The 22,054-nt window shown below is 63.1% G+C and carries 25 protein-coding genes; 14 read left to right on the forward strand and 11 right to left on the reverse strand.

Features of this window, described 5'->3' with window-relative positions; genetic code table 11:
- Nucleotides 1-9: 9 nt before the first annotated feature.
- From hflC to cfaB, 7 genes are all read left to right on the forward strand, one after another.
- Entirely contained in the window at nt 10-1,005 is a 996-nt protein-coding gene (hflC, locus tag OPU96_RS11380) for a protease modulator HflC (protein ID WP_192298251.1), read from the forward strand.
- On the forward strand, nt 1,002-2,036 hold the full coding sequence (gene hflK / locus OPU96_RS11385; RefSeq protein ID WP_226454744.1) for a protease modulator HflK: 1,035 nt from the start codon (nt 1,002-1,004) through the stop codon (nt 2,034-2,036). Before hflC ends, hflK begins: the two co-directional genes overlap by 4 nt.
- Nucleotides 2,033-3,919, forward strand: coding sequence for a cation-translocating P-type ATPase (locus OPU96_RS11390; RefSeq protein ID WP_305391780.1), 1,887 nt, complete (start codon nt 2,033-2,035; stop codon nt 3,917-3,919). The genes hflK and OPU96_RS11390 overlap by 4 nt, the downstream gene beginning before the upstream one ends.
- A 108-nt stretch (nt 3,920-4,027) precedes the next feature.
- Complete coding sequence (gene bufA2 / locus OPU96_RS11395) at nt 4,028-4,279, forward strand: BufA2 family periplasmic bufferin-type metallophore (protein WP_071490868.1); 252 nt, start codon at nt 4,028-4,030, stop codon at nt 4,277-4,279.
- A gap of 60 nt (nt 4,280-4,339) precedes the next feature.
- Nucleotides 4,340-5,185: an MNIO family bufferin maturase gene (bufB, locus tag OPU96_RS11400; protein WP_226454741.1), complete on the forward strand. Its 846-nt coding sequence runs from the start codon at nt 4,340-4,342 to the stop codon at nt 5,183-5,185.
- A complete protein-coding gene (locus tag OPU96_RS11405) occupies nt 5,176-5,964 on the forward strand; it encodes an HvfC/BufC family peptide modification chaperone (RefSeq protein ID WP_498559090.1) in 789 nt (262 codons plus the stop codon). The genes bufB and OPU96_RS11405 overlap by 10 nt, the downstream gene beginning before the upstream one ends.
- Nucleotides 5,965-6,050: 86 nt before the next feature.
- Nucleotides 6,051-7,238 carry a C17 cyclopropane fatty acid synthase CfaB gene (gene cfaB / locus OPU96_RS11410; protein WP_192298104.1) on the forward strand — a complete coding sequence of 396 codons (1,188 nt, stop codon included), beginning with the start codon at nt 6,051-6,053 and terminating at the stop codon, nt 7,236-7,238.
- Here the strand turns inward: cfaB and OPU96_RS11415 are convergent.
- Together OPU96_RS11415 and cls are read right to left on the reverse strand one after the other, a co-directional pair.
- A complete protein-coding gene (locus OPU96_RS11415) occupies nt 7,226-7,654 on the reverse strand; it encodes a hypothetical protein (RefSeq protein ID WP_498559091.1) in 429 nt (142 codons plus the stop codon). The genes cfaB and OPU96_RS11415 overlap by 13 nt on opposite strands.
- A 109-nt stretch (nt 7,655-7,763) precedes the next feature.
- The gene (cls, locus tag OPU96_RS11420) at nt 7,764-9,203 is read right to left on the reverse strand and encodes a cardiolipin synthase (protein WP_226454738.1); all 1,440 of its coding nucleotides are present in this window, start codon (nt 9,201-9,203) and stop codon (nt 7,764-7,766) included.
- 130 nt (nt 9,204-9,333) lie between these two features.
- Between cls and OPU96_RS11425 the strand changes: the two genes are divergently transcribed.
- Complete coding sequence (locus tag OPU96_RS11425; protein WP_192298101.1) at nt 9,334-9,855, forward strand: DUF3617 domain-containing protein; 522 nt, start codon at nt 9,334-9,336, stop codon at nt 9,853-9,855.
- On the opposite strand, the gene OPU96_RS11430 is transcribed toward OPU96_RS11425, so the two are convergent.
- From OPU96_RS11430 to folE2, 7 genes are read right to left on the reverse strand one after another with little or no spacing between them, the layout of a single operon-like run.
- Entirely contained in the window at nt 9,852-11,189 is a 1,338-nt protein-coding gene (locus tag OPU96_RS11430; protein WP_226454737.1) for a dihydroorotase, read from the reverse strand. The genes OPU96_RS11425 and OPU96_RS11430 overlap by 4 nt on opposite strands.
- A gap of 3 nt (nt 11,190-11,192) precedes the next feature.
- Entirely contained in the window at nt 11,193-11,753 is a 561-nt protein-coding gene (locus OPU96_RS11435) for a gamma carbonic anhydrase family protein (protein WP_192298099.1), read from the reverse strand.
- Nucleotides 11,750-12,163, reverse strand: coding sequence for a phosphoribosyl-AMP cyclohydrolase (hisI, locus tag OPU96_RS11440; RefSeq protein ID WP_498559092.1), 414 nt, complete (start codon nt 12,161-12,163; stop codon nt 11,750-11,752). The genes OPU96_RS11435 and hisI overlap by 4 nt, the downstream gene beginning before the upstream one ends.
- Nucleotides 12,160-13,038: a metal ABC transporter substrate-binding protein gene (locus OPU96_RS11445; protein WP_192298097.1), complete on the reverse strand. Its 879-nt coding sequence runs from the start codon at nt 13,036-13,038 to the stop codon at nt 12,160-12,162. The genes hisI and OPU96_RS11445 overlap by 4 nt, the downstream gene beginning before the upstream one ends.
- An 11-nt stretch (nt 13,039-13,049) precedes the next feature.
- A complete protein-coding gene (locus OPU96_RS11450; protein ID WP_192298096.1) occupies nt 13,050-13,916 on the reverse strand; it encodes a metal ABC transporter permease in 867 nt (288 codons plus the stop codon).
- Nucleotides 13,916-14,584: a metal ABC transporter ATP-binding protein gene (locus tag OPU96_RS11455; protein ID WP_226454734.1), complete on the reverse strand. Its 669-nt coding sequence runs from the start codon at nt 14,582-14,584 to the stop codon at nt 13,916-13,918. Before OPU96_RS11455 ends, OPU96_RS11450 begins: the two co-directional genes overlap by 1 nt.
- Complete coding sequence (folE2, locus tag OPU96_RS11460; RefSeq protein ID WP_192298094.1) at nt 14,581-15,471, reverse strand: GTP cyclohydrolase FolE2; 891 nt, start codon at nt 15,469-15,471, stop codon at nt 14,581-14,583. Before folE2 ends, OPU96_RS11455 begins: the two co-directional genes overlap by 4 nt.
- Nucleotides 15,472-15,600: 129 nt before the next feature.
- On the opposite strand from folE2, the gene OPU96_RS11465 reads away from it, so the two are divergent.
- Nucleotides 15,601-16,803, forward strand: a complete 1,203-nt coding sequence (locus OPU96_RS11465; protein ID WP_192298093.1) for an N-acetylmuramoyl-L-alanine amidase — start codon at nt 15,601-15,603, stop codon at nt 16,801-16,803.
- Here OPU96_RS11465 and OPU96_RS11470 read toward each other — a convergent pair.
- Nucleotides 16,800-17,168, reverse strand: a complete 369-nt coding sequence (locus OPU96_RS11470; protein ID WP_192298092.1) for a glutamine synthetase — start codon at nt 17,166-17,168, stop codon at nt 16,800-16,802. The two genes, OPU96_RS11465 and OPU96_RS11470, sit on opposite strands and share 4 nt — an antisense overlap.
- Before the next feature lie 125 nt (nt 17,169-17,293).
- Here OPU96_RS11470 and dksA point away from each other — a divergent pair, with 125 nt between their 5' ends.
- From dksA to OPU96_RS11490, 4 genes are read left to right on the forward strand one after another with little or no spacing between them, the layout of a single operon-like run.
- Nucleotides 17,294-17,698, forward strand: coding sequence for an RNA polymerase-binding protein DksA (gene dksA, locus OPU96_RS11475; RefSeq protein WP_226454732.1), 405 nt, complete (start codon nt 17,294-17,296; stop codon nt 17,696-17,698).
- A 27-nt stretch (nt 17,699-17,725) separates the two neighbouring features.
- On the forward strand, nt 17,726-18,931 hold the full coding sequence (gene zigA, locus OPU96_RS11480) for a zinc metallochaperone GTPase ZigA (RefSeq protein ID WP_192298090.1): 1,206 nt from the start codon (nt 17,726-17,728) through the stop codon (nt 18,929-18,931).
- The gene (locus OPU96_RS11485) at nt 18,931-19,575 is read left to right on the forward strand and encodes a DUF1826 domain-containing protein (RefSeq protein ID WP_498559093.1); all 645 of its coding nucleotides are present in this window, start codon (nt 18,931-18,933) and stop codon (nt 19,573-19,575) included. The genes zigA and OPU96_RS11485 overlap by 1 nt, the downstream gene beginning before the upstream one ends.
- 44 nt (nt 19,576-19,619) lie before the next feature.
- Nucleotides 19,620-20,582, forward strand: a complete 963-nt coding sequence (locus OPU96_RS11490) for a CobW family GTP-binding protein (protein ID WP_305391774.1) — start codon at nt 19,620-19,622, stop codon at nt 20,580-20,582.
- Here the strand turns inward: OPU96_RS11490 and OPU96_RS11495 are convergent.
- Complete coding sequence (locus OPU96_RS11495; protein WP_226454729.1) at nt 20,576-20,971, reverse strand: DUF3301 domain-containing protein; 396 nt, start codon at nt 20,969-20,971, stop codon at nt 20,576-20,578. The two genes, OPU96_RS11490 and OPU96_RS11495, sit on opposite strands and share 7 nt — an antisense overlap.
- Nucleotides 20,972-21,088: 117 nt before the next feature.
- Here OPU96_RS11495 and pdxY point away from each other — a divergent pair, with 117 nt between their 5' ends.
- Nucleotides 21,089-21,961 (forward strand): pyridoxal kinase PdxY, encoded by an 873-nt coding sequence (gene pdxY, locus OPU96_RS11500; protein WP_192298086.1) that lies wholly within the window; start codon nt 21,089-21,091, stop codon nt 21,959-21,961.
- The last annotated feature ends 93 nt before the right edge of the window (nt 21,962-22,054 follow it).

A 22,054-nucleotide genomic window follows, 5' to 3' on the forward strand; every position in this document is an offset into this window, starting at 1 on the left:
GGAGTCGGTCTGTTGAGCGCTCATTCTCACGATCACGGTCATCATCATGGCCATCACCACCACCACCATCATCATGGCGACGAACCCGCCGCCGGCCCGTTCCCGTGGCGACGCATGGCCTGGGCGGTGCTGCTGGTGCTGTTTGCGGTCGCGGCCGCGAGCCTGGTGCAAGTGCGCTCCGGCGAAGCCACGGTGATTACCCGTTTCGGCAACCCGGCGCGGGTGCTGCTGGAGCCGGGCCTGGGCTGGCGCTGGCCGGCGCCGTTCGAAGCGGCGATCCCGGTGGACCTGCGCCTGCGCACCACCTCCAGCGGCTTGCAGGACGTGGGCACCCGCGATGGCCTGCGCATCATCGTGCAGGCGTACGTAGCGTGGCAGGTGCAGGGCGATGCCGACAACGTGCAGCGCTTTATGCGCGCCGTGCAGAACCAGCCGGATGAAGCGGCGCGGCAGATTCGTACCTTTGTCGGTTCGGCGCTGGAAACCACCGCAGCCAGCTTTGACCTGTCGAGCTTGATCAACACCGATGCCAGCCAAGTGCGCATTGCTGATTTTGAAGCGCAGTTGCGCCAGCAGATTGATCAACAATTGCTCACTACCTACGGCGTGCGCGTGGCCCAAGTCGGTATCGAACGGCTGACCTTGCCGTCGGTGACGCTCACCGCCACCGTCGACCGCATGCGCGCCGAGCGTGAAACCATCGCCACCGAGCGCACGGCCGTGGGCAAGCGTGAAGCGGCGCAGATCCGCTCCGCCGCCGAGCGTGACGCGCGCATCGTGCAGGCCGATGCCACGGTCAAAGCCGCCGACATCGAGGCGCAATCTCGGGTCGAAGCCGCGCAGATCTACGGCCGTGCCTACGCCGGTAATCCGCAGCTGTACAACCTGCTGCGCTCGCTGGACACCTTGGGCACCGTGGTTTCGCCAGGCACCAGGATCATCCTGCGCACCGACGCGGCGCCGTTCCGCGCCCTGGTGGACGGGCCGAAGGACGTCCAGCCATGACCGAGCGTGACAGCCCGGACAGCCCATGGGTCCAGGCCGGGCGCCTGACGTTCCTGGCGCTGTACGCGGTGACCGTATTGGCCGCGTTGGCCTGGGCGTTTTCCAATGTGCGCCAGATCGACCCGCAGAACCGTGCCGTGGTGTTGCACTTCGGCGCCCTCGACCGTATCCAGAATGCCGGGCTGTTGCTGGCCTGGCCGCAGCCGTTCGAGCAAGTGGTGCTGTTGCCCGCGGCCGACCGCGTGATCGAGCGCCGGGTCGAGAACCTGTTGCGCTCCGAGGCGGCGACCCAGGCTGACCGCGTGGCCAGTTTCGCCACGCCATTGAGTGATGCGCTGGCCGGCTCCGGTTACCTGCTGACCGGCGATGCCGGGGTGGTGCAGCTGGATGTGCGGGTGTTCTACAAAGTCACCGAGCCCTATGCCTTTGTGCTCCAGGGCGGGCACGTGCTGCCAGCGCTGGATCGACTGGTGACGCGCAGCGCCGTGGCCCTTACGGCGGCGCGGGACCTGGACACGATCCTGGTGGCGCGCCCCGAGCTGATCGGCTCCGACAACGGCGCCGCCGAACGTCGCGAACGGCTGCGTGGCGATCTGGTGCAAGGCATCAATAAACGCCTGGCGGAGTTGACCTCCAGTGGTTTGGGCCTGGGTATCGAAGTCACCCGGGTGGATGTGCAATCGAGCCTGCCGGGCCCGGCGGTGAATGCTTTCAACGCAGTGTTGACCGCCAGCCAGCAGGCCGACAAAGCCGTGGCCAACGCCCGCACCGACGCAGAAAAACTCACCCAGGCCGCCAACCAGCAGGCCGACCGGCTGGTGCAAGTCGCCCACGCCCAGGCCAGCGAACGCTTGGCCAATGCCCGGGCGCAAACCGCCACCGTCGCCAGCCTGGCCCAGGTCAAAGACCCGGGCTTGCTGCTGCGCCTGTACCGCGAACGCCTGCCGAAGATTCTCGGCCAGGCCGGTTCCGTGACCACAGTCGATCCGAAAGACGACTCCCGCTTGATCATTCAGGGAGCCGAACAATGAGCGCACCCATGCTGACCTCCGCCGAGCAGCGCAGTGCTGCGCGGCAATTGACCCTGGCCATGCTGGCCCTCGGTTTGCTGGTGCTGGGCCTGGTGTGGCGCTGGCTGGCGCCGGATCAAAGCGGGGTCAGCCAGTTGCTGCTGGGGGTTGCCTCGCTGTTGGTGGCCGTGCCGGTGATGCGTTCGGCGTGGTACAGCCTGCGCTTTCCGAGCCTGCATGGGATCACCGACCAACTGATCGCCCTGGCCATGCTTGGGGCCTGGGCCACTGGAGATCTGCTGACGGCCGCACTGTTGCCGATCATCATGATCTTCGGCCACGTGCTCGAAGAGCGCAGCGTGATCGGCTCCCAGGAGGCGATCCATGCCCTGGGCAAACTGACCCGCAGCCATGCGCGGCTGGTGCAGGCCGATGGCAGCATCGTCGAGGTGGATAACGGCACGCTGCACACCGGCGATATTGTCGAAGTGCGCGCCGGCGACCGTGTGCCCGCCGATGGCGTGGTGCTGTCGGGCCAGGCGAGCCTGGACACCGCGCCGATTACCGGCGAGTCGGTGCCGCTGGAAGCGAGTGCCGGCGTGCAGGTGTTTGGCGGCGCGATCAACCTCGACGGCTTGCTGCGCCTGGAAGTGACGCGCACCGGGCATGAATCCACGTTGGGCAAAGTCATCGCGCTGATGCAGAACGCCGAGCGCTCCAAACCGCCGATCACGCGGCTGCTGGAGCGCTATGCCGGCAGCTATATGGTGTTGGTGCTGCTGCTGGCGGCGGTCACCTGGTTTGTCACCAACGACGCGCAGGCGATGCTGGCGGTGCTGGTGGCGGCGTGCCCGTGTGCGTTGGTGCTGTCGGCGCCGGCCACGGCGATTGCCGGGATCGCGGTCGCGGCGCGGCATGGGATTTTGATTCGCAGCTCGGCGTTTCTGGAGGAGCTGGCGGACCTGACCTCGTTGGTGGTCGACAAGACCGGCACCCTGACCTATGGCACCCTGCGCCTGCAATCCATCGAGACCACTGCGCCGGATCGGCAACGGTTGCTGAACCTGGCCGCCAGCCTCGGCTCGGCCAGCAGCCACCCGGTCAGCCGCGCGTTGGCGGGCTTGGCGACGCAGGAACAATTGCCGGGGCTGACCGATATTCGTGAACGCCAGGGTCTAGGCGTAGTGGCGCAGACCGCTCAGGGCGAAGCGGCGCTGGGGCGGCCGGAGCTGTTCGAGCAGTTGGGCATCGTCACCACACCGGTGCCGACTCACGACGGCCCGATTGCCGGGTTGGCGCTGGACGGCCAGTTCCTCGCCTGGCTGCTGCTGGCCGACCGCGTCAAACCGGAAGCGCGCCAGGCGCTGCAAGAGTTGCGCGACCTCGGCCTGGGCCGCCAACTGCTGCTGACCGGCGACCGTCAGAGCGTGGCCGACAGCCTGGCGCTGGACGTGGGCATCAGCGACGTCCAAGCCCAGGCGCTGCCGGAAGACAAGCTCAACCGCGTGCTGGGCGAGATCGGTAGCGGCTTTCGCCCGATGGTGGTGGGCGACGGCATCAACGATTCCCTGGCGCTCAAGGCCGGTGTGGTCGGCGTGGCCATGGGCGCAGGCGGCGCCGACATCGCGCTGGCCTCGGCGGACGTGGTGCTGATCGGCAGCGACCTGCGGCGCCTGGGCACCTGTGTGCGCTTGAGTCGCCAGTGCCGGCAGACGTTGCAGGTCAACGTGATCATCGGCCTGGGCTGGACGCTGGCGATCGTAGTGTTCGCCGCGTTTGGCTGGTTGGGCGCTGCCGGGGCGATGATCGCTGCGGTGTTGCATAACCTCAGCACCTTGCTGGTACTGGGCAACGCCGGGCGTTTGCTGCGCTTCCAGGAGCCGTTGTTGACGCTCGAAGAATAAATTTCGAGCTTGTTGTAACGCCAGCCGGGCACCTCTCTCTAGTGGTGTGTCGAGACCGCACACTCCGTGCGGTCCGACACCCCTACTGATCTTTTGAGGACTACAACAATGAACATCAAGAACGCCGTTTCCGGTGCTGCCCTGGCTATCGCTGCCGCCACTATGTTTGCCGGTGTCGCCACCCAGGCTCAAGCCGCCGACGCGACTGTTCACTGCTACGGCGTGACTTCCTGCAAAGGTATGAACGACTGCAAGACCGCAGAAAACGCCTGCAAGGGCCAGGCCGTCTGCAAGGGCCACGGCTTCAAGGCCATGACCAAGGCCGCGTGCGATGCGGCGGGCGGTAAAGTCGGCGAGTAAACGAGTGCACCCGCAGCGGTTGCCGTCCACCGCTGCGGACACTTTGCCCAGGAGTGTCTTATGTCCACTTCCCTTGCGAGCCTCGGTTACGGCCTGGGTCTGCGCAACCAGTACTACCAACAGATCCTTGAACAGTCGCCGGCCGTGGATTGGTTCGAAGTGATCTCCGAGAATTATCTGGTGCAAGGCGGCAAGGCCTTGTACTACCTGGACGCGATCGCCGAGCGTTATCCGTTGGTGATGCACGGCGTGTCCCTGTCCATCGGCGGGCCCCACGCCCTCGATCTCGATTACCTGAAACAGATCAAGCAACTGGCCGAGCGTATCCAGCCGGCGTGGGTGTCCGATCACCTGTGCTGGAGCCGCGGCAGCGCGCACCAGTTGCATGACCTGTTGCCGCTGCCTTACACCGAAGAGAGTCTCTACCACGTCGCCGCCCGCGTGCGCCAAGTGCAGGATGTGTTGCAGCGTCCGCTGGTGCTGGAAAATGTCTCCAGCTATGTGCGCGCCCAGGCGGATGAGTTGACCGAGTGGGAATTCCTCAATGCCCTGGCCCACATGTCGGGCTGCCAGTTGTTGCTGGACGTGAACAATGTGTATGTCAGCTCGCGTAACCATGGCTTCGACGCGTGGACGTTTATTCGCAACCTGCCGCCGCAGAGTATCCGGCAATTGCACCTGGCCGGGCATATGGACTACGGCGACTATGTGGTCGATACCCATGACCACCCGGTGTGCGATCCGGTATGGGCGCTGTATCAGCAGACCCTGGAGCACTTGGGGCCGGTTTCGACGCTGTTGGAGCGCGACGACCATTTCCCGCCGTTCGAAGAACTGCTCACCGAGCTGGGCAAGGCCCGTGAACTAGGGGCCAGCGCCCTGGCCAGGAGGCCGCTATGCGCCTGACCGAATGGCAATTGGCCTTTGAGCAGCACCTGCTTGCCGACACTTCAGTCGCCGACACCGGCTTCGCCGCCACGTTGCTGGGCGGGCCGAGCCTGGACGTAGACACGGGCCTGGCGATTTACCACAACGCCTATCGTGCGCGGTTGCACGAAGTGTTGCGTCATGACTTCGGCGCAGTCTGGTATTGGCTGGGGGATGAGGAGTTTGCGTTGCTCGCCGAGGCCTACGTGCGGCGCTATCCATCGGCCCATTACAGCCTGCGTTGGTTTGGCGAGCGTTTTGCCGCGTTTATCGTCGAGCACTTGGTGGCCGAACAGAGTGCGCCACTGGCCGAGCTGGCGCGTTTGGAATGGGCGTTCACCCTGGCGTTCGATGCGCCCCAGGGCGAACCGCTGAGCCTGAATACGATGGCGCTGCTGTCACCTGAGGATTGGCCGGATTTGCGCGTCAGCCTGGCGCCTTCGGTGCAACAGCTGATTTGCCACTTCAATAGCGTGGCGATCTGGCGTGCGAGCAAGGATCAAGCGGATTTCCCTGGCAGCCAAGCCTTGGACACGGCGCGCATCTGCCTGGTGTGGCGCCACCAGAATGTGTGCCGCTACCGCAGCCTGGAACCGGCCGAAGCGTGCGCCTTGGCGGGGATGGTGAGCACCGGCTGGAGCTTTTCCGAGCTGTGCGGCGAGTTGGCTGCCACCTATTCGGAGGGCGCTCCGCTACAGGCTGTTACATGGTTGAAACAGTGGGTCGAGGAGGGCTTGCTCGAGCGCCGGGCGCCATAGTGACGGGCTATCAGATCGATAGCCTCCTACTTTTCTTGGGATGGTCTACCCTCTTTTCAGACGTCTGAAACAAGGGGGGACTACTCATGCTCGCGCAACTTCCACCGGCCTTACAGAATCTTCAGCTGCCGCTGCGTCTTCGACTCTGGGATGGCCATGAATTCAACTTGGGCCCCGAGCCCAGTGTGACCATCGTGGTGAAGGACCCCACGGTCGTGCCGAAACTGACCCATCCGACGCTCGACCTACTGGGCGAAGCTTTTATCGAGGGCAAACTGGAGCTGGAAGGCTCCATCAGCGAAGTGATCCGGGTATGCGATGAGTTGAGCTCTGCCCTGGTCGACGATGACGAGGGCACCCGCCCGGTGCGCTCGATCCACGATAAGGCTACAGACGCGGCGGCGATTTCCTACCATTACGACCTGTCCAACGCGTTCTACCAGCTGTGGCTGGACCAGGACATGGCGTACTCCTGCGGTTATTTCGAAACCGGCAGCGAATCCATCGATCAGGCCCAGCAAGACAAATTCCGCCACCTGTGCCGCAAGTTGCGCTTGCAGCCGGGCGAGTACTTGCTCGACGTCGGCTGTGGCTGGGGCGGGCTTGCGCGGTTTGCGGCGCGGGAGTTCGGGGTCAAGGTATTTGGCATCACCCTGAGCAAAGAGCAACTGGAACTGGCCCGCGAGCGGGTGAGCGCCGAAGGCCTGGCGGACCAGGTCGACCTGCAACTGCTCGATTACCGCGACCTGCCCCAGGACGGGCGTTTCGACAAAGTGGTAAGCGTGGGCATGTTTGAACACGTCGGCCACGCCAACCTGGCGCAGTACTGCCAGACCCTGTTTGGCGCGGTGCGCGAAGGCGGCCTGGTGATGAACCACGGCATCACCGCCAAGCACACCGACGGCCGCCCGGTGGGGCGCGGTGCCGGCGAGTTTATCGAGCGGTATGTGTTTCCCAATGGCGAGTTGCCGCATTTGGCGATGATGACCGCCGAGCTTAGTGAGGCCGGGCTGGAAGTGGTCGATGTCGAAAGCCTGCGCTTGCACTACGCACGCACGCTGGACCATTGGAGCGAGCGCCTGGAGGACAACCTGGAGGCCGCGGCGAAGATGGTGCCGGAGCAGGCGTTGCGGATCTGGCGGTTGTACCTGGCCGGGTGCGCCTATGCGTTTGCCCGGGGCTGGATAAATCTGCATCAAATCCTTGCACTCAAGCCCCATGCAGATGGCAGCCATGAACTGCCTTGGACGCGTGACGATATTTATCGAGGGTGAGGGATGTTTTCCCAGGTCAATGTTGTCGGGTCTTCCACGGTGTTTTTGTAACGGTGGAAGACGCCGTGCTGTTTGGCTGGGTTTTGATCGTTTTGTATATACAGCTGCTGGGTAAATACGTTGGTTGCCTGGCTAAAGGTTAAATCATGGCGAGCCAGGTATGCGCCCCAGTCGGTGGATGGCAGTGAGATAAAAGATATGCCCCAGCGTGGATCGTTCATATCGCCGACGATCACGAAGACGCCCCAATGGCGTTCGCCGGGTGAGAGGATCAGGTAGATGCCATTGTCGTAGAGATAGACCGCTGCCCGGTCGAAGGGCTTGTCTGGGTACAGCACTTTGTAGTGCAAATACAGGATGTCGGTTGGCTTGCCGATCTGCACGACGATCGAGGGGGCGCTTTGGGTGGCTTTCATGAAGGGCTCCAATTGTCATAAGTGACAGGTTGAAGCCTAGAGCAGGGGCGGCTGGAGAAGACGCCGTTTGTCGTATCGAGACATTTTCCAGGCCAATTGCCGCTGTCACTTACAAAATGGGTGAAATCAGCCGCGCCACCCGCATGCCCAATTGTTGCAGGCGCCGAGTCTCGCGGCTTTCTTCCTGGCTGACCTCGTGAGCCAGGGCAAAGTCGTCCAGCAGCATCCGTTCCACTTCATGGGCGAAGGCTTCATCCACCGTCAGCAACATCACTTCAAAATTCAGCCGGAATGAACGGTTGTCCATATTCGCACTGCCGATGGCGCTGATTTCGCTGTCCACCAGCACCACCTTCTGATGCAGAAAACCCGGCGTGTAGCGAAACACACGCACGCCGGCGCGTACCGCTTCGATCGCATACAGGCTGGAGGCCGCGTAGACGATGCGGTGGTCGGGGCGCGACGGCAGCAGCAGGCGCACGTCGACGCCGCGCAATACCGCCAGGCGCAGGGCGGCGAACACCGCTTCGTCGGGGATGAAGTACGGGCTGGTGATCCACACGCGTTCGGTGGCGGCGTGGATAGCCTCGACGAAGAACAGCGAGCAGGTTTCATACGGGTCGGCCGGGCCGCTGGCGAGCAGTTGGCAAAGCACGCCGTCTTCCGGGTAGGTGTCCGGCAGGATCAATGGCGGCAGTTCCCGTGCGGCCCAGAACCAGTCTTCGGCAAACGACTCCTGCATGCACGCCACCACCGGGCCGGTGACCTGCACGTGGGTATCGCGCCAGGGTGCCAGCGGCGGCTTTTGGCCGAGGTATTCATCGCCGACGTTATGCCCGCCGACAAACCCGGTGACGCCGTCCACCACCACGATCTTGCGATGGTTGCGGAAGTTGACCTGGAAGCGATTGAGCCAGCCGCTGCGGGTGGCGAAGGCCTTGACCTGTACCCCGGCGTCACGCAGGGATTGCACATAACGGTAGGGCAGGGCGTGGCTGCCGATGCGGTCGTACAGCACGTAAATGGCTACGCCCTGAGCGGACTTTTCCTTCAATAGAGCGTGCAACTGCCTGCCAAGCTCGTCGTCATGAATGATAAAGAACTGGAACAGCACCGCCGTTTTTGCCTGGCGGATGGCGTCGAAAATCGCGCTGAAGGTGGCGTCGCCATTGATCAACAAGCGCACGTCGTTGTTGGCCAGGCACGGCATGCGTCCCAGTTTGGGCATGGCGCGCAGCGAGGCGTAGGCGCTGGAGTTGCGCGCGGCGAGGGCTTCCTCGACCCACGGGCGCCAGTTCAGCTCGGTGATGGCGGTGTGCATTTCCTGGTTGGCCTGGCGGCGTGCCTGGATGTAGGCGTCGAAGGTGCTGCGGCCAAAGATCAGGTAGGGGATCAGCGTGAGATAAGGCATGAACATCAGCGACAAGGCCCAGGCGATCGAGCCTTGCGCGGTCCTGACGGTCAGCACCGCGTGGAGCGCGGCGAGGGTCCCGAGAAAGTGCAGCGTGGCGATGACGTAGGCGAGCAGGTGTGGGCCAAAGAAATCCATGGACGACGTTACTCCAGACAATCCAATGCCTAACAGACCATGTCTGGTGACGAATGTCGCTATTTTCTTTGCCGTGCAACACTGACCGCTTTGCGGCGTCTAACGCCCACAATTACCCAGGAGTTACCCGATGAATGCACGTCTGCTCTGCTTAGCCATGGTTGTTGGTTTGTCGCTGCCGGTGGCAGCACAGGCGCAGATGCTGGCGCCAGGCTTGTGGGAATTGACCACCAGCAATATGAAAGTCGATAACCAGGAGCTGCCGGACTTGTCGCTGATCCTCGGTCAGCTCAAGCAACAGATGACCCCCGAACAGCGCGCCATGCTGGAAAAGCAGGGCATCACCATGGCCGGCAAAGGCGTGCAGGTGTGCCTGACTCCGGCGCAGGTCGCCTCGGATTCGATCCCCCTGACCGACCCGCAATCGGGCTGCAAGCAGCAAGTGACCGACAAGACCGGCAACCAGTGGAAGTTCCGCTTCAGTTGCCCGAAAGCCCAGGGCACCGGCGTGGCGACCTTCCAGAGCCAGAAGGAATTCACCACCACCGTCAACGGCACCTTCAATGCCACCGGCATCCAGCAGAAGGGCAGCCTGGACAGCCACGCACAGTGGCTGGGCAACGATTGCGGCACGGTCAAACCCCGCGCTTAACGCAAAAAGTGCAGGGGCAAGCCCTGGCAGCTGTCGACCACCTGGCCGTTGTGCCACGCCAGGTGGCCCGAGACCAGGGTGGTGCTGACGCTATGGCGAAAGCTGCGCCCGGCGAAGGGCGTCCAGCCGCAGCGGCCAAGGATCGCTTGGCTGCTCACCGGCTTGCCGGCAGGCTCGGGCTGGATCAACACCAGGTCGGCCCAATAACCTTCACGCAGGTAGCCGCGATCGGGGATGGCAAACAGGTCGGCCACGCGATGACTGGTCTTCGCCACCAGGGTGGTCAGGGGCAGATGCCCATCGGCCACCAACTCCAATAACGCCGGCAGTGCATGCTGCACCAGGGGCAAACCCGACGGCGCCTCACGATACCCCAACTGTTTTTGCGCCCAGGTATGCGGCGCATGGTCAGTGCCGATCACATCCAGACGTTCACTCAACAAGGCCAGGCGCAGCGCGTCGCGGTCGGCGCGGGTCTTGATCGCCGGGTTGCATTTGATCTGGTGGCCGAGGCGGTGATAGTCGCGGTCGTCGAACAGCAAGTGGTGGATGCAGACTTCAGCGCTAATGCGCTTTTCCGCCAGCGGTTTGTCTTCGAACAACGCCAGCTCACGGGCGCTGGTCAGGTGCAGCACATGCAGGCGGGTGCCGTGGCGCTTGGCCAATTCCACCGCAAAGGACGACGAGCGATAGCAGGCATGCGCATCGCGGATCAGCGCGTGGGCGACGGCGGGGATGTGCTCGCCAAAGCGCTCGCGCAGGCGCTGTTCGTTGGCCAGGATACTCGGCGTGTGTTCGCAGTGGGCCAGTAGGATGGTCGGTACTTCGGCAAACAGGCGCTCGAGGATACGCGGATCGTCCACCAGCATATTGCCGGTGGAGGCGCCCATGAACACTTTGACGCCGGCCACTTCACGCGGGTCGAGGGCGGCGACGGTGTCGAGGTTGTCGTTGCTTACGCCGAAGTGAAAGGCGTAATTGGCCACCGAGTGCAGCGCGGCGCGGCGTTTTTTATCGGCCAGGGCCTCGAGGGTGAGGGTGGCCGGGTTGGTGTTGGGCATGTCCATGAAGCTGGTGATACCGCCGGCCACCGCCGCGCGGGATTCACTGTAGAAGCTGCCTTTGTCCGGCGCGCCGGGTTCGCGAAAGTGCACCTGGTCATCGATCATGCCCGGCAGCAGCCACTGGCCCTGGGCATCGATGGCCACGGGCGCGTTGCAGCCTTCGATGCTGCCGGCGATTTTCTCGATGCGGCCATTGGCGATCAGCACATCGGCGTCGAATTGCTGGCCTTCATTCACCAGGCGGGCGTTGCGGATCAGCAGGCGGCTCATGGCTCAGAACTCGTTTTGCAGGGCTTTGTAGCCGCGCACCAGGTCGACGTTGGTGCGCGCGACGTCTTCGGAAAATTCCGAGGCGCTGACGCTCACTGGCGGAAACTGCGACAGGTCGGTGTTGGGCCCGATGCGGGTGGTGGAGGGTACGTAGAACGTGTCGGGCAAGTCGCGACCGTCGACCACCGAGTTGTGGCGCACCACGCAGCCATCGCCCACGGCGCAGTTGAACAGCACGCTGTTGAAGCCGATGAACACGCGGTCGCCAACGGTGCAGGGGCCGTGGACGATGGAGCGGTGGGCGATGGAGGTGAACTCGCCTATGGTCACGGCGGCGCCGGACTTGGAGTGGATCACCACGCCGTCCTGGATGTTGGAGTTGGCGCCGATGGTGATCGGGTCCATGGCGCCGCTGGCGTCGACCTCGTCGGCGCGGATCACGGCGTAGGGGCCGACGAAGACGTTCTCACCGATGATCACCTTGCCGCAGATGATGGCGGTCTTGTCGACGTAGGCCGATTCGGCAATCACTGGCAGATCGCCGGAAGGGTTTTTGCGGATCATGCTGAGGGCTCCGTGATGATGTGGATGAGGTCGCCGTCGATAGCGTTGTAGAAGCAGGTGGGTCGGCCGGTGTGACAGGCCGGGCCGTGCTGGTCGACGATCAGCAGCACGGCATCGCCGTCGCAGTCCAGGCGCGCTTGCACCAACTGTTGCCTGTGGCCGGAAGATTCGCCTTTGCGCCACAGCCGCTGGCGCGAGCGCGACCAGTAGCACGCCTGGCCGCTGGCGAGGGTTTCGTCGAGGGCCTGGCGGTTCATCCAGGCCAGCATCAGCACTTCGCCGCTGCCGTATTGCTGGGCGATGGCCGCGATCAGGCCGTCGCTGTTCCACGCCAGCGCGTCGAGCACCTGATCGAGTGGAAAGCGGCTGCCGAGGGCAGCCCCTTCCAGGTCGAGCATGCGCAGGCTCATGGCTTGCCCAGGGCGGCGCACAGGGTGTCGAGGTTGTATTCGAACAGCCCGGTGAAGGTGCTGGCCGGGCCTTCGGCGGCGAGGGCGTCGGAGTACAGCGTGCCGCCGATCTGCGCGCCGCTTTCGTCAGCGATCTGCTTGAGCAGGCGCGAGTCCTTGATGTTTTCCATGAACACGGCCTTGACCTTGTCTTTGCGGATCTGGGTGATCAGCGCGGCAACTTCGGCGGCGGATGGCTCACGTTCGGTGGACAGGCCTTGGGGCGCGAGGAACTGAATCCCGTAGGCCTGGCCCAGGTAGCCGAAGGCGTCGTGGGAGGTGACGATGCGGCGGTTGCCGGCTGGCAGCGCGCCGAACTTGGCCTTGGCTTCGGCGAGCAGGCGGTAGATTTCTTTCAGGTAGGTTTGGCTGTTGCGCTGGTAGTCGGCTTTGTTGGCCGGGTCGGCGGCGATCAGGGCCTTGGTGATGTTGTTCACATAGATTTCAGCGTTGGCCAGGTTGTGCCAGGCGTGTGGGTCGGGGATGGTTTCGCCGTCTTCGTCCATGGTGTGGGAAATCACGCCTTTGCTGGCGGTCACTACGGTGGCTTTGGTTTCGGTGCTGGTCACCAGGCGGTCCAGCCATGGCTCGAAGCCCAGGCCGTTCTTGATGATGATCTTGGCCTTGAGCAGCGCCTTGGCGTCGTCCGGTGACGGCTCGTAGGTGTGGGCATCGGCGTCCGGGCCGACCATGTTACTGATCTGGATGTGCTCGCCACCGATCTGGTGGGTGATGTCATCGAGAATACTGAAGCTGGTGACCACCTGGAGTTTGTCGGCCGCCTGGGCCATCGACAGCGGCAGCAGAAGGCTGAACAGTACGAGTAAAGCGCGCATCGGGAAACACCTCATTGGGATGACAGCAAGGGCGGGCGGCGCAGCAGGCCGTGCACCGGACCGAAGACCACGGACAGCAGATACCCGGCGCCAGCCACCAGCACGATGGCCGGGCCGCTGGGCAACGAGTAGTAGAACGACAGCAACAAGCCAAGCCACACCGACAGGCATCCCAGCACCGCCGATACCGCGATCAACACCGGCAGGCGCCGGCTCCAGAAACGTGAAGCAATGGCCGGCAACATCATCAGGCCCACCACCATCAAGGCGCCGATGGCCTGGAAACCGATGACCAGGTTCAGCACCACCAGCGTCAGGAACAGCCCGTGGGCGAGTGGGCCGAGGCGGCTGACGGTTTGCAGGAACAGCGGGTCGAGGGTGTCCAGCAGTAGCGGTTTGTAGATCGCCGCCATGGCGATCAGGCTGAAGCCGGTGACCCACAGCATGCCGGTGAGGGTGGTCTGATCCACCGCCAGGGCGGAGCCGAACAGCAGGTGCAGCAGGTCCAGGCGTTTGCCGGCCAGACCGAGGATGAGCACACCGGCGGCCAGGGAGATGGGGTAGATGGCGGCGAGGCTGGCGTCTTCGCGCAGGCCGGTGCGGCGGGTGATCCACGCGGACAGGCCAGCCATGCTCAGCCCGGCGCCGAGGCCGCCGATCGTCAACGCGGGTAGGCTGAGGCCGGCGAACCAGAAACCAAGGGCCGCGCCGGGCAGGATGCCGTGGGCCACGGCGTCACCGATCAGGCTCATGCGCCGCAGGATCAGGAACACACCGAGCGGCGCGGTGCTGCAGGCGAGGACGAGCCCGCCGAGCAGTGCGCGGCGCATGAATACGAAGTCGACGAAGGGCATCCACAGGTGGGCGGCGAGGTGCATCAGGCCACCTGCATATGTGGTTGGGGGCGGATCAGGGTTTTGCTGTCGCCGAACACGCAGCCGCTGCTTTTGATTTGCACCACGTGCTGGGTGTGTTGGCGCACGGAGGCCAGGTCGTGACAGACCACGATCAGCGTGCGGCCCGCAGCGTGCCAGGCGTGGATGTGTTTCCAGCATAGTGCCTGGCCGTCTTCGTCGAGGGCGGCGTGGGGTTCGTCGAGCAGCAGGATGGGGGCTTCGGCGAGGCTCATGCGGGCAAGCAGGGCGCGCTGCAATTCGCCGCCGGACAACGCCATCAACGGGCGCTGTTGCAGGCCGCTGAGGCACCAGTCTTCCAGGACCGCCTCAAGGCGTTGGCTGCGTTGTTGCGGGGTGAGCTGCGAGCCCCAGAAACCGGCGGCGACCAGCTCTTGCAGGCTGATGGGGAACTGGCGGTCGAGGTGTTGTTGCTGCGGCAGGAACGACAGGCCACCGCGCCGTGGAACCTCCACGCTGACTTTGCCCGCCAGCGGTTTTTGCAGGCCGGCGATGACTTTGAGCAGGCTGCTTTTGCCGGTGCCGTTGGCGCCGATGATCCCGGTGAGGCTGCCTTTTTCCAGGGTGAGGTCCAAGGCGGGAGTCAGCGGCTGGCCCGGGGCGCCCCAACGTAATGCGGTGCAGGTAATCATGCAGGGTGTCTCGTCCAGCGGCTTTCAGCCACGGCATCGTGCGCGTGCAGGCTTTCGGCGTGGATCACTTTCAGGTGGAAGGCTTTGACGGCATCCGAGCGTTTCAAGGCGAGGTTCAGGCGGCGTGCGGCGTCTTCGCAGAACATCAGGTTCTGCCCGTTGGCCAGGGCGAAGGCTTGTTCGTCGGCACGTTTTACGGCGGTTTGCACGGCGGTGCCGAGGGCGGCTTCGGCGCTGTCGATCAGGTCGGTGAAGGGCAGTTGATCGCCTTGCAGATGGATGTGCAGTTGCGCGCTGCTGCGCTGGCTGTGGGGTGTGGCGACGATGCCGTTGGCGCTGCCGAGCCAGGTCAGTAGGTCTTCGTGCTTGAGCGGGGCGTTGCCGAAATCCTCAAGAAATTGCTGCTGAATCAACTGCCTGGCGAGGGCGGCGGAGCAGGGGCAAGTTGAGGAGTAGGTAACGTCAATTTTTAGTTCCACGTGGAACATCTGGTTTTCCAGGCGCGCTTCGATGCTCACCGGGTAGCCTTTCCAGCCCGCCAGCGGGCTGACCAACGCCGGGCGTTTGAGCAGCAAATCGCTGTGGATGCGCAGGTAGGCGTTCTTAGATAAACCTTCATGTGTGTCGAGGAAACGCTGCAGTACATTACGCAGAAGTGCCGGCGTAAGGGGCTGCTGCTCAAGCATCTCCAGCGCCAGGTACAGGCGTGACATATGAATGCCACGGGCCTCGCCATCGTCCAGGCTGACGCCGGCATCCGCGCTGGCGGTGAGGCGTTGGCCGTCGACGAGGATCGGCAGGGCGATGCCGCACATGCCGACCCAGTCGAGTGGCACGGCTTGGCGTGAAGCCTGCGCGGCAATATCCGGCAGAGTCAGCGCATTCATGGGCAGGTCCATCGTTGGAAGTAAAAAGACATGTTATATTATAACTATTGAGTCGACGATGATTTTTCTGCTCCGGTCTTTTTTCAGTCATGTCGAGTAGGGACGCTCCTTTTATCTGCGGTATTTTTCATGCACAGACGTCAGCTCCTTAACCTGCTGCTGGTCAGCCCGCTGTTCACCTTGCCGTTTACGGCCCACGCCACGCAGATCAGCAATGCACGCCTATGGCGCTCGGAAGACAAGCTGCGGCTGGTGTTCGACCTCAGCGGTCCGGTGCAGTACAAGACCTTTTCCTTGACCTCGCCGGAACGCTTGATCATCGACCTCAGTGGCGCGGGGCTGAGCGGAGATTTCTCGCAGTTGGCCTTGAAGAACAGCGGCATCACTTCGATCCGCTCGGGGCATTTCGGCAAGGCCGATACCCGTATCGTGCTGGACTTGGCGGCGCCGATGCGGCTCAACAGCTTTCTATTGCCGCCGCAGGACGGCCAGGGCCATCGCCTGGTACTGGACCTGACCAGCGCCACCCAGGCACCTCGTCAAATCGCCGCCGAACCGGCACGGTCCGTAGATAAGGCACACCCCAAGCGCGACATCATCGTAGTGGTCGACCCCGGCCACGGCGGCAAAGACCCCGGCGCCATCGGCTCCAAAGGCCAGCGTGAAAAAGACGTGGTGCTGTCCATCGCCCAACTGCTGGCCAAACGTTTGAAGCGCGAGAAAGGCTTCGACGTAAAGCTGGTACGCAACGACGACTTCTTCGTGCCGCTGCGCAAACGTGTGGACATCGCCCGTCAGCACAAGGCCGACATGTTCATTTCGGTGCATGCGGATGCGGCGCCACGGCTGACGGCCTCGGGCGCCTCGGTGTATGCGTTGTCTGAAGGCGGCGCGACGTCTGCCACCGCACGTTTCATGGCCCAGCGCGAAAACGGTGCCGACCTGTTGGGGGCTACCACCCTGCTCAATCTCAAGGACAAGGACCCGATGCTGGCCGGGGTGATTCTGGATATGTCGATGAACGCCACCATCGCCTCCAGCCTGCAACTGGGCAGCTCGATCCTGGGCAGCCTGGAAGGCATCACCACCCTGCATCAGAAGCGCGTGGAGCAGGCCGGTTTTGCGGTGCTCAAATCACCGGATGTACCGTCTATCCTGGTGGAGACCGGGTTTATCTCCAATGCCAGGGACGCCGAGCGGCTGGTCACGGCGCGTCATCAACAGGCGGTTGCAGACGGCTTGTTCGACGGCCTGAAAAAGTATTTCGAGAAGAACCCGCCGATGAACAGCTACATGGCCTGGGCCCAGGAACAGAAGAGTGGCCAGGTCTAACAGCCCGTTATCCGGCTACAGGTGAATTTGGCGCTGCTCCCACCGGAACTGGAGAACCTGTTTATGGTGGTCCAGCCCACGCGCCGCGTGTAGCCGACCCACGCCTCACCGTCCGAAGCCAGCCCGGTAAAAAACGTCAGTTGCCCATAACGGCTGTTGGTCTGTGCCCACCGACGTTTGCCGATCACCTCGAAGCCGCGCAGATAGGTGGTGCTGCCGACCGTCGCCACGCTATAGGCGTTGCCCTGGGGGTCTACACAGGCCAGCAGATTGGCGCTGCGCGAGCATTTCGCCAGCAGGCTCGGCGCTTGGGCGCAGGCAGGTCCTGCCGCTGCCAACAACAGGGCGCATACCAGATATTTCATAAGGCTTCTCAGGGGCGCAGAGGCTCAAGCATTGCGCCCTTCGTCATGTCGAGCAAGGGGGATTGGCTTATTTGTATTGTTATACTATAACATTAAGCCACAGCCTGACCCGTGAACCGCTCCCCATGACTGAACAAGACCTGCTGGCCCAACCGCCCGCCGACTACATGAACGAAGCCCAGCAAGGCTTCTTCCGCGAGCTGTTGCTGGCTCAGCGCAATGAGCTGCAAGCGCGCATCGACGCCGAGTTCCAGCTGCTGCGCGAGCAGGAACCCAACAGCGACCCGGCGGACGTCGGCAGCGCCGAAGAACAGCGCCAATGGCAACTGCGCCTGCTGGAGCGGGAAAAGAAGCTGTTGGACAAGATCGACGAGGCCTTCGAACGGCTGGCCCGCGGTGAATACGGCTGGTGCCGTGAAACCGGCGAGCCTATCGGCCTACAGCGCTTGTTGCTACGTCCTACCGCCACCCTGTGTATCGAAGCCAAAGAACGTGAAGAGCTGCGCGAACGCCATAAACGGGCGATTTGACCGGCCAACCCTGATGAGGAATACCTGATGTCCAATCGTCTCCCCGTGACTGTGTTGTCCGGCTTTCTCGGCGCCGGTAAAAGCACGCTGCTCAACTATGTCCTGCGCAATCGCGAAAACCTGCGGGTGGCGGTGATCGTCAACGACATGAGTGAAATCAACATCGACGGCAGCGAAGTTCAGCGCGACGTCACCCTCAACCGTTCCGAAGAGAAACTGGTCGAGATGAGCAACGGCTGCATCTGCTGCACCTTGCGCGAAGACTTGCTGCTGGAAGTCGGAAAACTCGCCAAGGAAGGTCGCTTCGATTACCTGCTGATCGAATCCACCGGCATCTCCGAACCGCTGCCCGTGGCCGAAACCTTCACCTTTCGCGATGAAAACGAACAAAGCCTGGCCGACATCGCACGCCTGGACACCATGGTCACCGTGGTCGACGGCATGAACTTCCTGCTCGACTACCAGGCCGCCGAGAGCCTCGCCTCGCGCGGTGAAACCCTCGGTGAAGAGGATGAACGCTCGATCACCGACCTGCTGATCGAGCAGATCGAGTTCGCCGATGTGATCCTCATCAGCAAGATCGACCTGATCAGCAGTCGCGAACGCGAAGAGCTGATGGCGATCCTTGAACGCCTCAACGCCCAGGCCGAGATCATCCCGATGGTCATGGGTGAAGTGCCGTTGCACAAGATCCTCAACACCGGCCGTTTCGACTTTGAACGCGCCGCCCAGGCTCCGGGTTGGTTGCAGGAACTGCGCGGTGAACATGTGCCGGAAACCGAAGAGTACGGCATCGCTTCCACCGCCTACCGTGCGCGCCGGCCGTTCCATCCGCAGCGTTTTTTCGACTTCATCGACCGCCCTTGGGTGAACGGCAAACTGCTGCGCTCCAAGGGGTTTTTCTGGCTGGCCAGCAAGCACCAGGACGCCGGCAGTTGGTCCCAGGCGGGTGGCTTGATGCGCCATGGGTTTGCCGGGCGCTGGTGGCGCTTCGTGCCAAAAAGCCAGTGGCCCCAGGACGAAGAAAGCGTGGCGGCGATCATGGGTAACTGGCAGCCGAGCACCGGCGACTGCCGCCAGGAACTGGTGTTTATCGGCCAGAACATCGACTTCGCACACATGCGCGCCGAGCTGGACGCGTGCTTGCTCACTGACGAAGAAATGGCCCTGGGCGTCGAAGGTTGGCGCTTGCTGGCCGACCCTTTTGGCCCTTGGTTTGAGCAGGCAGCCTGATGCTGGCCCCGGTAATTGCCCTGCGCCCCGTGATTCGCCAGACCGCTGGTGAAACCCCGCTGGTGCTCGCTGAAATCCTTGAAGATGGCGTCAACCTGGCGCTGTGGCAGCGGCAGTTGCCGCTGCACATCGCCGAATTCGGCGCCTTGCTGGTGGCGCTCAACGAGCCCTTGGCGGATTCCATGGTCATCGAGCTCAACAGCGAAGATGCCACGGCGAACTTGCACGGTTTGGCGGCCAGTTGTCGCGATCTTGAAGGCTACGAAGGTTTTATCGCCGACGTGTCATGGCTGGTCAGCGCGTTTGCCTGCCTGCTGGGCGCCAAGCGCATTGGCGTGCGCCTGCGCTTGTTGGACAAGGCCATGTGCCCGCGTTTTCACGTCGATCACGTGCCGGTGCGGCTGATCACCACCTACGCTGGCATCGGCAGCCAGTGGTTGCGCGAAGGCGTGATGGATCGCCGCAAACTGAGCCAGGCGGACGCCGAGCCCAGCGAGCGCATCGAGCAGATCCACTGCGGCGAAGTCGCCCTGCTCAAGGGCACTAAATGGCACGGTAACGAAGGCTACGGTTTGATCCACCGTTCGCCGGCATTAAAAGCCGATGAGCGGCGCTTGATCCTGACACTGGATTGGCTCGCATAACCGCGTAGGATCAAACCCTCTACACGGCCTGAACGATGCCCTCCATGTTGCAGAACATTCCCACCCACGTGATTGCCGGCCCTTTGGGAGCCGGCAAGACCAGCCTGATCAAGCACCTGCTCACCCAGCGCCCGGCGGACGAGCGCTGGGCCGTGCTGATCAATGAGTTCGGGCAGATCGGCCTGGACGCTGCGCTGTTGACCCTGGATGACGATGGCATTGCCCTTGGCGAAGTGGCCGGCGGCTGCTTGTGTTGTGTGAATGGTGCGCCGTTCCAGGTAGGCCTGGGCCGCTTGCTGCGTAAGGCCAAGCCGGATCGGTTGTTTATCGAGCCGTCGGGCCTGGGCCATCCCGCGCAGTTGCTCAAGCAGCTACAGGAGGCGCCGTGGCAAAACGTGCTGGCGGTGCAGCCCTGCGTACTGGTGCTGGATGCCCAAGCTCTGGCCGCGGGCAAACCTTTGCCGCAAGCCCAGCAGCAAGCGCTGGCCGGTGCCGGGCTGTTGGTCTTGAACAAGGATGAAGGGCTGGACGCTGCACAGCGTGAGGCCATCGAACGGCAATTGCCCGACTGTGCACGCTACTGGACCCGCCAGGCGCAGTTGCCGCTGGCGCAGTTGCCGGGGCTGACTATCAAGGCTGGCGCGGCTGTGGATAACTTCACTGTGCCCAAGGGGCTCGCGCAAATGCCGGCGATCTGGAGCGACCCGACGCTGCCCATCTGCCTCAGCCAGGCTCAAGAAGGCGGCTGGAGTATCGGCTGGCGCTGGCATCCGGGTCAGATATTCAGTGCCGAGCGCCTTGATCAATGGCTGTCATCCCTGAGCTGGCGTCGTGCCAAGCTGGTTATCCACAGCGCCGAAGGCTGGGTCAGCGCCAACGCTGTGGATAACAGCCCAGTCGCCTGGCAGCCCAGCGAATGGCGCCGCGATTCACGTATCGAATTGATCTTCAGCGCGCCACAGGACGTGGCGACGCTACAGGCCGCGCTGGCCGCCTGCCGTCAGTGACGGTTCTTGCTCGCGTGGTCCTGGCGCCATTGGCTGAGCTCGATCACTTCGGCGCTGGGCAGCGGCGTCTTGATCTCGAACGGGTAGGGGGCCAGTTCGATCTGCGCACTGTGGGCGCCGAATTGGGTGATGGTCCCCGGATGGCGGGTTTCGCCGGTCACGGTGAATTCGAAATTGTAGATGCGCGCCAAGCGTCGCCGCCCCTTGGCATCCTTCACAAACCCGATGCGCTTGAGCGCCACGGCGCCATCGAGCAGTTCGATGTCGAGCTTGGCGCAATGCTGCTTGACCCGCTCCAACGCGCGCTCGCGCAGGCCGTGGTTGTGCCACACCCAGGCGGCAGCGGTCGCCAGCAGCATCAACACGAAGATATTTCCCAGGGTCAGCATGCGAAAAACTCCAACAAAGTGAGAGCAGCTTAACTGTGTCGCCGGTCTGTCGTACAGGCTGCGTTTAGTCGCATACTGCGCGGCCAGAATTTCATCGGTTTTACGGAAATCCCCTGCATGAAACGCACACCTCATCTGCTTGCGATCCAGTCTCATGTGGTTTTTGGCCATGCCGGAAACAGCGCCGCCGTGTTCCCCATGCAGCGGGTCGGGGTAAACGTCTGGCCGTTGAACACGGTGCAGTTCTCCAACCACACTCAGTATGGCCAGTGGGCCGGCGAAGTGTTGGCGCCGCAGCAAATTCCGGCGCTGGTGGAAGGCATCGCCGCGATTGGCGAACTGGGCAACTGCGATGCGGTGCTGTCTGGCTATCTGGGCAGTGCGGATCAGGGCCGGGCGATTCTGACCGGCGTGGCGCGCATCAAGGCCATCAACCCCAAGGCCCTTTACCTGTGCGACCCGGTGATGGGTCACCCGGAGAAAGGTTGCATCGTGCCCCAGGAAGTCAGCGATTTCCTGCTCGACGAAGCGGCTGCCATGGCCGACTTCCTGTGCCCCAACCAACTGGAGCTGGACAGTTTTGCCGGGCGCAAGCCGCAATCGCTGTTCGACTGCCTGGCAATGGCCAAGGCGTTGCTGGCACGCGGGCCAAAGGCTGTGCTGGTGAAACATTTGGATTACCCGGGCAAGTTGCCGGACGGTTTCGAGATGTTGTTGGTGACGACTGATGGCAGCTGGCACCTGCGTCGGCCATTGCTGGCGTTTCCGCGTCAGCCGGTGGGGGTGGGGGATCTGACTTCCGGGTTGTTCCTGGCTCGGGTGCTGTTGGGTGACAGCCTGGTGGCGGCCTTCGAGTTCACCGCAGCGGCGGTGCATGAAGTGCTGCTGGAAACCCAGGCGTGTGCCAGTTACGAGTTGGAACTGGTGCGGGCTCAGGATCGGATTGCGCATCCGCGTGTGCGCTTTGAAGCCACGCCGATCGGCCTGTAACACCGCACAGCAAAAATGTGGGAGCGGGCTTGCTCGCGAAAGCGGTGTGTCAGTCAAAGATGTTCCAACTGAACCACCGTATTCGCGAGCAAG

It is taken from the genome of Pseudomonas sp. RP-B7 (assembly GCF_059803535.1).